The sequence below is a fragment of the Streptomyces sp. NPDC033221 genome, assembly GCF_055577005.1.
In genome coordinates, this window is sequence record NZ_JBVIQN010000057.1 from 1 (window position 1) to 12,157 (window position 12,157).

Consider the following 12,157-nt stretch of genomic DNA (forward strand, 5'->3'; position numbering starts at 1 on the left):
GCCGGACGAACTCCCACTCGGCATCCGACAGCTCATGTCGACGTATCACCCGCCCATGATCCACCACACAAGATCATTTGAAGACACCGCCTAGCCCCGGGGCGGCAGGCGGATCAGCCCCGCCGGGGTCGGCGTGAAGCCGCAGGTCTCGAAGTAGAAGGGCCGCAGGTGTTCGTCGAAATCGACGTGGAGCCACTCGCACCCCGCGGCACGCGATTCCCGCGCGGCGACCTCGACCAGCGCGGCGCCGACACCCCGGGACCGGAAAGGGCGGGCCACCACGGTGTCCAGGAGGAAGGCGTGCACCCCGCCGTCCCAGGCGACATTGACGAAGCCGACGAGGGATGCGTCAGAGGCGTCCTCCCTGGCGCAGACCCAGCCGAGGCTGTGCCGATGCACCTGGGTCCGCCAGTCGGTGTTCCCGGCCGGACGGTCGAATCCCTCGGCGTGCAACGCCTCAAGGGAGCCGTTGTCGAAGTCGCCACGCCACTCGTATGTCATGGTCACGTTCCGATCGTAAGGTCGCGGCGCGCCGGGGGTGGTCGGGTGTCCGGGCGAGAAGTGAGCGGCGCGGCCTCACGGCGGTCAGGAGGGCTGCTGCCCGGCGCCGTCCTCCGGTACCGGGCGGACGTCCAGGTTCTCCCGCAGCCGGCGCAGCACCGCGAGGGCGACGCGCATGTCCTCGGGCGGGATGCCCTCGGCCAGGTGCTCCAGCCACCGCTGTTCCAGCGGGCCCAGGTCGTCCAGGGCCCGCCGGCCGCGTGGGGTGAGTTCGACCAGCGGGCTGCGCTGGTCCTGGGGGTTGGGGCGGGTGGTCACGACGCCTTCGGTCCGCAGGCGGTCGACGGTCTGCTGGACCGCTTGCCGCCGCAGTCCCCGGTCGCGGGCCAGGCGGGCGACCGTCGACGGGCCGTCCAGGAGCAGTCCGGCCACCTGCCAGCGCGCGGAGGTGAGGCCCGCGTGGGCGGAGAGCCGGTCCCCTTCGCGCAGCAGGCGGCCGTTGACCGCGAAGACCTCGGCGGTCACCTCGATCAGGGCGTCCACGGCCACGTCCACGTCAGGGGAGGAATCCATGGCCACAGCGTATGTCCCACGCCGCCAGGGACTGCCCCGCCCATTGGAGAGGACCGGCGGCTGGTGAGCCCTTTGAGAGAATGACAAGGGCTTGTCGAAATCCGTTCCGGTGATTACGCTCGGCGTCCGGCCGGGGCGCCGACCGCGGGCCGAGCGCGTGCGGACGGGGCCGTGACCACCGGCCGGGAGAGTGGGGAACCGTGGCAGCCGCGCATCCGGGCACCGCCGACGAGGCGGACCGGGCACCCGGAGGATTCACGCGCCGGCAGATCCTGACGGCCATGTCGGGCCTGCTGCTGGCCGTGTTCCTCGCGGCACTGGACCAGACGGTCGTCGCCACCGCGATGCGCACCATCGCGGACGATCTGCACGGTCAGACCGAGCAGGCGTGGGCGACAACGGCGTACCTCATCGCCTCCGTGCTGGCGATGCCGTTCTACGGCAAGCTCTCCGACGTTTACGGGCGCAAGCCGATGTATCTGCTCGCGGTCGCCGTGTTCGTCGCCGGGTCGGTGCTGTGCGGAACGGCCGGGTCCATGGCGGAACTCGCGCTCTTCCGGGCGGTCCAAGGGCTGGGCGGCGGCGGGCTGATGTCCCTGCCCACCGCGGTCGTCGCCGATTTGGTGCCGGTGCGGGAGCGTGCCCGCTACTTCGCTTTCCTGCAGCTGGCCTGGGTCGTGGCCGCCGTCGTCGGCCCGCTGGCGGGCGGTGCTTTCGCGGAGGCCGGCGAGGTGTTCGGCGTGGCCGGCTGGCGCTGGGTGTTCCTGCTGAACGTGCCGTTGGGGCTGCTGGCCCTGAGCACCGTACGCAGGGCCCTGGCGCTGCCGCACGAACGCCGCGAGCACCGGGTGGACGTACTGGGAGCCGCGGCCCTGGCGCTGTTCCTGGTGCCGCTGCTGATCGTGGCCGAACAGGGCCGGTCCTGGGGCTGGAACGCGCCCGCCTCCCTCGCCCTCTTCGCACTGGGCGCGGCCGGGCTGGCGCTGTTCGTCCCCGTCGAGCTGCGGCGCGGCGACGAGGCCGTACTGCCGCTCCGGCTGTTCCGGCGGGGCGGCATCGCCCTGTGCTCGGCGGTCAACTTCACGATCGGTGTGGGCATCTTCGGTACGGTGACCGCCCTGCCGCTGTTCCTCCAGCTGGTGCAGGGGCGGGCCCCGACCGAGGCCGGTCTGGTGGTCATCCCGTTCATGGTGGGCACCATCGCCTCCCAGGTGGTGTCCGGTAAACTCATCGCGGCCTCGGGCCGGTTCAAGAAGCTCGCCGTCGTGGGGCTGGGCTCCATGGCCGGAGCGCTGCTGACCCTGGCCGGTGCCGGCGCGGGCACGCCGATGTGGGGCATCGCCCTGACCGTGAGCTGGCTCGGCATCGGCATCGGGCTGTCCCAGACCGTCATCACCCTGGCCATGCAGAACGCCGCGCCCAGGAGCCAACTCGGCGTCGCGAACGCCGCGTCCGGCCTGTGCCGCCAGCTCGGTGGTTCGACCGGCATCGCGGTCCTGTTCTCCCTCATGTTCGCGACGGCGCTCGGACGCCTGGCCGACTTGCTGCACTCCCGTCGTTTCGAGAGCGTCCTGACGGACCCGGCGGTCACCGGGGGCTCCGCCAACCAGCGCTTTCTGTCGATGGTGGAATCGGGCCGCGGGACGGTGCTCGACCTTGATGACACTTCTCTGCTGCACGGCATCGACACCAGACTGGCGCAGCCGGTCACGGAGTCCTTCGCCCATGGCTTCCACGTCATGTTCCTCGCCGGCGGGGCGGTGCTCCTGGCCGGTTTCGTCCTGACCTGGTTCCTGCGCGAGCTGGACGACGGCGCGCAGGCGCCGGATCGCACGACGCGAGTGGCGAGGGGGAAGGGGAGCGGGTCCTAGAGGGTCTCCGATGGGTCAGGGCCGGGGGGCCGTGCCCGACTTCGTGTCCCGTCACCCGAATGGCCGAGTGGGCGCGCCCGCGGCGGGCCGGGAGGGGGGACGATGGATTCGCGGGAGGGGCCGTCTCTGCCAGCTGCTCCGGGAGTCCATCGTGACCTGTTTCGACCGACATGATCTCGGCCTGCTGCTGCTTCGGGTGGGCACCGGCGGAGTGCTGGCCGCGCACGGGGCGCAGAAGCTCTTCGGGTGGTTCGGCGGGGGCGGGATCGAGGGGACCGGCCAGTTCATGGAGTCCGTCGGCTTCGCGCCGGGCAAGGCCAGCGCCACGGTCGCCGGGCTGACGGAGCTGGGCAGCGGGGCGCTGCTGGCGCTGGGGCTGGCGACCCCCGCCGCGGGCGCGGCCGCCGCGGGCGCGATGGCGGGCGCCGCCGCCGTACACGCCCCCAACGGGTTCTTCGCGCAGAGCGGCGGCTACGAGCACCCGGCTTTCCTGGGGCTGACGACGACCGGTCTCGGCATCGCGGGGCCCGGCCGGCTCTCTCTCGACCACGCGCTCGGCCACTCCGTCAACCGCGGCTGGATGGTCCCGGTGGCGCTCGCGGTGACGGGGGCGGCCACGGCCCTGGTCGTGGGCGCGCGCAACAAGCGGGCGCGGGAGGCGGGGGAGGACGGGCAGGGCTGACAGGGGCAACGAGCGCCCGGGGACGGGTACGAGGGGCAGCCCGGCCCCGGTGCGTCCGGGCGCTTCAGTTCCCGTACTGCTTCGTGTCGGGGTGCTCGATGAGCAGGACGTGAGCGGGCTCCTCGGCGACGGGGCGGTGCCGTATCCCCGCGGGTACGACGAACAGTTCACCCGCCTTCAGCGCCACCGGGTCCCGTCCCTCCAACTGGATCTCGAAGGCGCCGTCCCAGCACAGGAACAGCTCGTCCTCGTCGTGGTGGTGCCAAGGGCAGGCGTCGCCTTCCAGCCGTGCCAGGCGGACGACGGTGGTGTCGTTGACGTGCGCCAGGGTGTGCTGCTGGAAGGGGCCCGGGAGAGCGGCGACGGCGTCGGGGACCGATACTGCGGCGAGGTGGCGCAGGTCTGCGTGGTGTGTGGTCATGTCATGATCCTCGCCGTCCGAGTGGCCGGTTCCCAGAGCCAATACCCCATAATTGGTCCGCCTGATGAACCAATCAGCTCTCCCGATTCCCCGACCCGGAAGAACCGATCATGGCCACGGACCCAGCCGAACTGGCCGACCGCCTGGGCCGGTGGTCGGCCGGCCGCGGCCCGCTGTACCTCCTGCTCGCCGCGCGCCTGCGCCGCCTCGTCGACGAGGGGATCTGCTGCCCGGTACGGCGCTCCCGCCCGACCGGGTGCTGGCGACCGCGCTTGCCGTGGGGCGCGGGACGGTCGTCGCCGCGTACGAACAGCTGCGCAGGGAAGGGCGGATCACCCGGCGCCAGGGCAGTGGCACCCGCGTGGCGGGCCCGTCGCGTACGGCACCGCAGGAGAGCACCGCGGCGCCGGTCTTCCTCCACCTCCTGGAACCCCGCGACGACGACGTGATCCTCTTGGCGTGCGCCGCGCCCACCTCGCCACCCCCGGTGCTGCTGACCGCGTACGAGCGAGCCTTGTCCCAACTGGCCACGATCCGGGACGACATCGGGTACCACCCGACCGGCCACCCGCGGCTGCGCCACGCCGTCGCCCGCCACTACGCGCGACGCGGCGTCCCGACCGGGCCCGAGCAGATCGTGATCACCAACGGCGGGCAGCAGGCCCTCTCCCTGCTCGCCCGCGCCTTCGTCCATCCCGGCGGGAAGGTGCTGGTCGAGGCGCCCACGTACCCCGGTGCGCTGGAGGCGTTCCGCGAGCAGACCGTCCACCTGCGGACTCTTCCCGTCGGCCTGGAAGGCTTCGAAGCGGCGGTACGTTCCGCGGCGCACCGGCCGGCGCTGGCCTACCTCGTGTCCACCCACCACAACCCGACCGGAGCGGTGCTGCCCCAGCTCGCGCGCCGGCGGCTCGCGGTGGCGGCCGCCGACGCCGGTGTACCGCTCATCGACGACGAGGTCCTGGCCGGCCTGGCGTTTCCCGGGCACCGGACACCAGCGCCGCTCGCCGCGTTCGACGCGCCGGTCATCTCCGTGGGTTCGCTCAGCAAGAGCGTCTGGGGCGGGCTGCGTGTCGGCTGGATCCGGGCGGACCGGCCCGTCATCGACCGTCTCGCCCGGCTACGGGCGGTCCACGACCTCGGCGGAAACCTGCCCGCCCAGCTGGCCGCCGCCGAGCTGCTTCCGCAGCTGGAAGCCCATTGCCGGGAAACGTCGGCCGACCGCCGGGCCCGGCACGACCACCTGCGGGCGCAGCTGGCCCGACGGCTGCCGGAGTGGCAGGCACCTCCCGTCACCGGCGGTCACACCCTCTGGGTGCGCTTGCCGCACGGCGACGGGGACTCCTTCGCCCAGGCAGCCCTCCGCCACGGCGTCGTCGTGCTGCCCGGCAGGGGACTGGACGCCTCGGGAGGCAGCAGGGACCGCATCCGGATGCACTTCGTCGCGGACCCTGACACGCTGACCGAAGCGGTGCGCCGCCTGGCGTCGGCCTGGCGCGAGCACAGCGGCGGGCCCGGGCCGGGTGCCCCGGCGCCCCGGTCACTGGCGGTGTGACGTCAGGCGCGTACCTCAAGGTCCGGTACGCGGGTGAGATGGAAGTAGAAGTCCTCCGGATCGCCCTTCTTGTCCATCACGCACAGCAGGACGTCGTCGGTGAGCCGGCGGAAATGGTCGATGACGGGCAGCTGGTCGTAGACCATCGCCGCGGACTGCTTGCCGCGGTGGACGACCTCCCGCAAGGACGCGAGTCCCATCTCCGTGTACGAGTAGACCGTCCCGTCCTCGTCGCGGCACAGCAGCGGCTCCACGTGGTCGGCGTCGGCGAACCGCTTGCCGTACCACCGCATCTTCGTCAGCAGCGCGGCGTACTCGCTGGTGTCCTCGAACCCGCCGCCGCGCCAGGTGCCGATCAGAAATGCGGTGTCGACCGGTTCCAGCCGGTCGAAGAGTTCCGCCAACTTCGTGGTCTCGTACGGCTCGCCGGACGCGACGGCGGCCAGGACTTCCTGCTCGATGCCCATGGGCGGGACCTTCCTCGGTCGGGGTGCGGACGGGGTGCGGGCGGTGCTGCCCGGCAGGGGAGGAGCGGCTTCCCGGCCGGGCCGTACGGGGTCGAAGCGGTGGTACATCCGCGCGTGCCAGAGCACCACCCGCTCCAGGGCCACCGCGGAACCGTACCCGGCCGCGGTGAGCGGAGCCAGGGCCCGCCGGCTGCTGTCGAGTCCTGCCGCGGCCCGCTCGTACACCTCCCGCTCGGTCAGGCCGAGGGTGAGTACGTCGGGTTTTCCCTCGCCCTGTTCCCGGCGGTGGCCGCGGAGGTCGTTGAGCAGCCGGATCGCGGTCGCGGCCTGGCGCATCGCCTCGCGCAGGACCGGCAGGCGCCGGGGCAGGTCCGGCTCGTCCAGGAGGGCCCAGAGGGCGGTGACCTGCTGTTCGACGCCGATGCTCCAGGCGCCGTGCCGTAGATAGTCGGCCAGTGGAGGTGCCGTGCCACCAGCGGCCACCGTTTCGGCCGCCTCGTGTTCGTGCCGCATCCCGGTCAGTGTCTGATGCATGCTTTCCCGCCAGAGGGCCACGAGTTCGGGGGTGCCGTTTCCGTCCAGGTCCTCGGTGATCTCGGCCAGGGCACGCGCCACGGGGTCGTCACCGCCGGCGTCGCGCCCGTCGAGGACGCGGTGCCAGTCCCGGACGCGGACCGCGGGCCAGAGCGCGCCCGCGGAGCCCGGTGCGGCCGGAGCGTGCGAAGTGTCCGGTGCGTCCAGGACGTTGTCGATCGCCATCAGCCAGACCGTGAGCCGGGACATCCGGAGGCATGTCTCCGGCGGCAGCCACGGGGTGAAGAACGCCGTCTGCAGACACATCAGGGGTACCAGCGCGATGTCCACGGGCAACCCGAGCTTTTTGAGCCATATTTCCAGCTGCGGCATGTTCTGCAACGCGGCGGAGCATGTGTCCGCCATGGAAACGATCTCTCGGGGAGGGTGGCCGGCCGGCCGCGAGGTGTCCACACCGTCAGGCTACGTCCCGCGCTCCCGGGCCCGGAACCCCGGTACGCCCCAGGCCCGGTGCGCCTTCCCGCAGCCGGTCCGTCCGGTCGTCTCCCGGCCGCCCGGCAGTACGGGTGACCGCCCCGCGCACCGTTGAGGCGCACGTACGAAGCACAAGCGGGACCAGCAGGAATCGAGGCAAGATGTCAGCAGGACGTGCGGTACCGCACTCACCGGTCGCCCGCTTGTCGCCCACGCTCGCACCACGGGTGAACCGTGCCCTCGCCCTCGCCACCGGGCACGCCCTCTCCACCCAGCGGGACAACGGCTCATGGCTCGCCACCCCCGCCCCTCGCATCACCGAAACCGCACTGTGCACACTGGCGTTGGCGCATTCCCCACACCCCGGCGCCGCCCGCGCGGCCGAACGCGGCCGGGCCTGGCTCGCCGCCGGTGCCGTCCCGCAGGATCACCACCCGGTGGCCCGTTCCGTGGAGAGCGCGCTGCTGTCCCTGGCCCTGGGCACCGGCGGCCCCATCGATGTGAGTCACCCCTCCTTCGAGGACCCGGCGCTGTCCGCCCGCGCCCGGCTCCTCCAGGCCCTCGCCCTGCACGTCGGCCGGACGGTGCACGGCGGCACCGGACCCGGCGCCCTGCGCACCATGCTGGCCACCGCGGTCGCCGACCGGGGACGGCTCAAACGCTGGTCCCGGGTGGAACTGTGGTCCACACACGCTCTGGTGGAGGCCCACTTCGGGGACCGGTCAGCCGCCCGGCACGCCGCACGCAGGGTCGCCGACGAGCAGTCCCCGGCGGGCGACTTCTTCGCCAACCCCGTCACCACCGCCCTCGCGGCGCTCGCCCTCCGGACCGCCGCGCCCGACAGCACCGCCGCCCACCGCTGTGCGGACCACCTGATCGCCGGCCAACACCCCGACGGCACGTGGCGCTTCGCCATCAGCGACGTCTGGGACACGGCGCTGACCGTACGTACCTTCCGGGGCGCGGCGGACTTCGGCCGCCACGGCCTGCCCGCCGCCGTCGCGTACCTGGTCGCGGCACAGAACCCGGACGGCGGCTGGCCGTACCGGCTGGGCGTCGAGTCCGACAATGACACCACCGGAGCCGCCCTGATCGCCCTGGCCGGCGCAAGCGGAGCACCCGGCGGGGCGATACGGGCCGGGCTGCGGCACCTGGCCCGGCAGCAGCGGGACGACGGGCTCTGGCGGACCTGGCAGTCCGCCGGGGACCCTCCGGTGGACGACGTGATCGCCCATGTCGTCACCGCCCTGGCCTGCCACCCCGGCCGCCACCGCGTACCACTCGCCGCAGCGCGCGCCTGGCTCACCGAACGCCTCGACGGCCAGGGACGCTGGCACGCCGGGTGGTACCGCGGCCTGCCGTACGCCACGGCCGAAGTCCTGCCCGCCCTCGCCGCGTCCCCGCGGGTGGGCGGCCACCCCGCGGCCCGCGCGCTGGCCGGAATCCGTAACCCCGACGGCGGCTGGCCCGTCGAGGCAGGCGGCCCGAGCACGCCTGCCGCCACCGGTCTGGCGCTCGCAGCCCTGGAACGAGGCGGGCTCTTCGACGAAGACCTCTGGGCGCCGGGGCTCGCCCACCTCGTGGACACCCAGCACGCCGACGGCACCTGGCCCGGCGTACCGCTCATGTATGGCCCGCGGCCGCTCCTCACCCATTTCCCCACCCACACCCACGCGTTCGCCGCCGAGGGCCTCTTCGCCGGGCGCCGCCGCCTGCGGACCGCCGCGGCAGACCGCTGCTGCGGAACACCGGAAGAGGAACTGAGCTGCGGCCGGGCGGGAGGTGGCCCGGCATGAGCAGAACCGGCGCACGGGCGGCCGCACGCCCGGGGCGCGACCCGGCCGGTGCCGTCACCGAAGCACCCGTCGCCCCCGGCCGCGTGCCGCTGGCCGGGCACGCCCGGCAGCTCAACCGGGACGCCCTGCGCTTCGTCCGTGCGCAGCGGCACCACGGACCGGTGACGAAGATCTACATCGGGCCGCGGCCGGTGCACCTCGTCAACTCCGGCGAGCTGGTACGGGAACTGCTGACCGCGCAGGCCCGTTCCTTCGACAAGGGCGCGATGTTCGACGCGCTGCGCGTACCCCTCGGCGACGGACTGATCACCGCCTCCGGCGACCGCCACCTCCACCACCGCCGAATGGTGCAGCCCGCCTTCCACCACGACCGCATCGCCCGCCATGCCCGCGTCATGGCCGACCGGTCCCTGGCCCGGGCCGCCGCCTGGGAGCCCGGCAGCACGCTCGACCTGGTGCCGGAGATCCACCGCCTGACCCTCGACATCCTGCTCGGCACCCTCTTCGCGGTCCCTCAGGACCCCGAGCTGCGCACGGCCGTCAAGGACTGGCTGAGCGTCAAGTACCACTCGATGCGCCTCGCCCTGTCCCCGCTGCACGCCTGGGCGGAACGCCTCCCGCTGCTGCCGGGATGGCGGCCGCCGGACGCCGGACCGCTGCGCAGACTGGTGGCCGTACAGCAGCGGATCATCGAGACGTACCGCGCCGAAGGGCGGGACCGCGGCGATCTCCTCTCGATGCTCCTGCTCGCGGGCGGCCCGGCAGACGGAACGGGGGACGGCCCGGGAGGCGCCCTGACCGACACCGAGGTGACCGACGAACTGATCACCCTCTTCCTGGCCGGCACCGGCACCGTCAGCGCGTCCCTGGCCTGGGCGCTGTACGAGATCGCCCGCCGCCCCGACGTCCAGCGGCTGATCCACGACGAACTCGACACCGTCCTCTCCGGGCGGCCCCCCGGCTTCGAGGACGTGCCCGCGCTGGTCCGCACACGGCAGGTACTCACCGAGACACTGCGGCTGCACCCGCCGTCGTGGCTGCTGATGCGCCGCGCCGTACGGCCGGTCACACTCGGCGGCGTACGGCTGTCCCCGGGCGCCGAGGTGTTCTTCAGCCCGTACGCCCTGCACCACGACCCCAGGGTGTACGAGGACCCCGAGCGCTTCGCCCCCGACCGCTGGCCGGCGGACACCGCCGCGAAGCCGCCGCGGCACACCTACCTGCCCTTCGGAGCGGGCAGCCGACTGTGCATCGGGGAGGACTTCGCCTGGACCGAACTGACCCTGGCGGTCGCCGCGTTCCTCGCCCACCGACGTCTGGAACCGGCCGCCTCCGTCCCCGTACGGACCCTGGTCGGCACCGTACTGCGCCCCGAGCGGCTGCCGCTCACGGCGTACGCCCGCCCGTCCTGACCACGCCCGCCCCCACCCAGGAGCCGCATATGCCAGCGCACACCCAGCCCTCCGGCAACGGAACGCAGCCCGGCCGACTGCGGGACCGGGTCGCCCTGGTGACCGGCGCGGCCTCCGGAATCGGCGCGGTGTGCGCGGAACGCCTGGCCGCCGAGGGAGCCGTGGTGGTGCTCGCGGACCTCGACGAGGACGGCGCAGCCCGGATCGCCGGAAAGATCAACGCGGCCGGCGGCACCGCCCTGCCCCGCCGGGTCGACGTCACCGACCCGGACAGCGTCTCCCGCGTCGTCAAGGACGCCGCCACCCTGGGCGACGGCCTGCGGATCGCGGTCAACAACGCGGGCGTCAGCGGCCCCCTCACCCCGCTGGCGGACCTGGCGGCCGCCGACTTCGACACCGTGGTGAAGGTGAACCTCTACGGCGTCTTCCACGCGATGCGCTGCCAGCTCCCCGCGATGGCCGCGACCGGCGGTGTCATCGTCAACCTCTCCTCCATCGCGGCACACGCGGCCTTCCGCGGCCACGCCGCCTACGCCGCCGCCAAACAGGGTGTCCTCGCCCTGACCCGGACCGCGGCCCGCGAGTACGCGGGCCACGGCATCCGGGTCCTGTCGGTGTCACCGGGCGTCGTCGACACCCCGATGGTCACCTCGCTGCCGCCCGGGGCCACCGACAACCTGCTCGCCGCCGTCCCGCTGCAACGCACCGCGGAACCGGCCGAGGTGGCCGCCCTCATCGCGTTCCTGGTGTCCGACGACGCCTCGTACGTGACGGGCAGCGACCATGTGGTGGACGGCGGCTACCTGGCCAAGTAGCGGACCGGGCGGCGCTCCGGCAGGACGACGACCGGATACGCCCGGCAGGGGCCCCGGGAAGCGCAGGAGCGGCACGGCGTCCCGCTCAACAGGCGGATATTCGTTGGCGGTCCCGGACACCCGGGCCCTACTCTGCGTCGGGCTCGCTAGGCGGATCACCGGCGTTCGCGCTGCCACGGCAACGGTCTCGCGATCCGGCGAGCGGCGGAACCGGCTGCTCACTCCGAACCCGGACCCACACGCGAACCCGGACCCGGACCCTGACGGAAAGGACCAACGAACGTCCATGGACCCAGCCGACTTCTACACCGGCCTGGTGGCCGAGTTCTACGCCCCGCTGAAATCCTTCTCTCCCGACCCCGGGACCTACGCGGCCTTCCTGCGCGAGGCGGGCGGACCGGCCCTGGAACTGGGCTGCGGCGACGGTGATCCGCTGCTCGCCCTGCGCCGGAGCGGCCTGGACGTGGAAGGCGTCGACTCCTCCGCGGACATGCTGGAGCGCTGCCGCCGCCGGGCCGACGAGGCCGGCCTCACCGTCACCGTCCACCACCAGCGGATGGAAGCGCTCGATCTGCCACGCCGGTTCCGCGCGGTGTTCCTGGCCGGGCCGACCTTCAACCTGCTGCCGGACGACGACATCGCCGTCGCCGCCCTCCGCGGCATCCGCCGTCACCTGGTCGACGGCGGCTCCGCGCTGATCCCGCTGCACGTCCCGTCGCCGACCCCGGCCGGCCAACTCGGCCAGGTCCACACCGCCTTCGCCGACGACGGCGCCGAACTGCGGTTCTCCGTGGTGTCCGAGGAACGCGACGAGGCCGCCCGGACCCGTACGGCCTTGCTGCGCTACGAACGCCACGGCGCCGAGGGCACCACGGTCGAGGAGCGCCCGTGGCTGCTGCACTGGTACACCCGCTCCGGCTTCGAGAAGCTCGCCACGGCGGCCGGGCTGCACACGGTGTCGGTGACGAACGCGGACGGCGACGCCGCCGAGGACGATGCCACCTCCACGGTCTTCCGCCTCCGGGCGGCCTGATGCCGCCCTCGGGGTTTCCGGGGCTC

General features: G+C 73.2%; 11 protein-coding genes. 7 read left to right on the top strand and 4 right to left on the bottom strand.

Annotation, left to right across the window (positions count from 1 at the left end):
* Positions 1-90: 90 nt before the first annotated feature.
* Positions 91-507 (bottom strand): GNAT family N-acetyltransferase, encoded by a 417-nt coding sequence (locus ACZ53K_RS40100; RefSeq protein WP_468847316.1) that lies wholly within the window; start codon positions 505-507, stop codon positions 91-93.
* A gap of 78 nt (positions 508-585) precedes the next feature.
* Positions 586-1,074 carry a MarR family winged helix-turn-helix transcriptional regulator gene (locus tag ACZ53K_RS40105; protein ID WP_468847319.1) on the bottom strand — a complete coding sequence of 163 codons (489 nt, stop codon included), beginning with the start codon at positions 1,072-1,074 and terminating at the stop codon, positions 586-588.
* Positions 1,075-1,274: 200 nt separating this feature from the next.
* Here ACZ53K_RS40105 and otr(B) point away from each other — a divergent pair, with 200 nt between their 5' ends.
* Positions 1,275-2,945 carry an oxytetracycline resistance efflux MFS transporter OtrB gene (gene otr(B), locus ACZ53K_RS40110; RefSeq protein WP_468847322.1) on the top strand — a complete coding sequence of 557 codons (1,671 nt, stop codon included), beginning with the start codon at positions 1,275-1,277 and terminating at the stop codon, positions 2,943-2,945.
* 151 nt (positions 2,946-3,096) lie between these two features.
* Entirely contained in the window at positions 3,097-3,627 is a 531-nt protein-coding gene (locus ACZ53K_RS40115; protein ID WP_468847325.1) for a DoxX family protein, read from the top strand.
* A 64-nt stretch (positions 3,628-3,691) separates the two neighbouring features.
* Here ACZ53K_RS40115 and ACZ53K_RS40120 read toward each other — a convergent pair whose 3' ends face one another.
* Complete coding sequence (locus ACZ53K_RS40120) at positions 3,692-4,048, bottom strand: cupin domain-containing protein (protein WP_468847328.1); 357 nt, start codon at positions 4,046-4,048, stop codon at positions 3,692-3,694.
* A 64-nt stretch (positions 4,049-4,112) separates the two neighbouring features.
* Here ACZ53K_RS40120 and ACZ53K_RS40125 point away from each other — a divergent pair, with 64 nt between their 5' ends.
* Positions 4,113-5,600 (top strand): aminotransferase-like domain-containing protein, encoded by a 1,488-nt coding sequence (locus ACZ53K_RS40125; RefSeq protein ID WP_468847330.1) that lies wholly within the window; start codon positions 4,113-4,115, stop codon positions 5,598-5,600.
* Between the two features lie 2 nt (positions 5,601-5,602).
* On the opposite strand, the gene ACZ53K_RS40130 is transcribed toward ACZ53K_RS40125, so the two are convergent.
* Positions 5,603-7,006, bottom strand: a complete 1,404-nt coding sequence (locus ACZ53K_RS40130) for a DUF4334 domain-containing protein (RefSeq protein ID WP_468847333.1) — start codon at positions 7,004-7,006, stop codon at positions 5,603-5,605.
* A 296-nt stretch (positions 7,007-7,302) separates the two neighbouring features.
* Here ACZ53K_RS40130 and ACZ53K_RS40135 point away from each other — a divergent pair, with 296 nt between their 5' ends.
* The 4 genes from ACZ53K_RS40135 (at position 7,303) to ACZ53K_RS40150 (ending at position 12,131) form a co-directional block, all read left to right on the top strand.
* Positions 7,303-8,871 carry a prenyltransferase/squalene oxidase repeat-containing protein gene (locus ACZ53K_RS40135; protein ID WP_468847336.1) on the top strand — a complete coding sequence of 523 codons (1,569 nt, stop codon included), beginning with the start codon at positions 7,303-7,305 and terminating at the stop codon, positions 8,869-8,871.
* Positions 8,868-10,283, top strand: a complete 1,416-nt coding sequence (locus ACZ53K_RS40140; protein ID WP_468847339.1) for a cytochrome P450 — start codon at positions 8,868-8,870, stop codon at positions 10,281-10,283. The genes ACZ53K_RS40135 and ACZ53K_RS40140 overlap by 4 nt, the downstream gene beginning before the upstream one ends.
* A 29-nt stretch (positions 10,284-10,312) precedes the next feature.
* Positions 10,313-11,098 (top strand): SDR family NAD(P)-dependent oxidoreductase, encoded by a 786-nt coding sequence (locus ACZ53K_RS40145; RefSeq protein WP_468847341.1) that lies wholly within the window; start codon positions 10,313-10,315, stop codon positions 11,096-11,098.
* A gap of 286 nt (positions 11,099-11,384) precedes the next feature.
* Complete coding sequence (locus tag ACZ53K_RS40150; protein ID WP_468847343.1) at positions 11,385-12,131, top strand: class I SAM-dependent methyltransferase; 747 nt, start codon at positions 11,385-11,387, stop codon at positions 12,129-12,131.
* Positions 12,132-12,157: the final 26 nt, after the last annotated feature.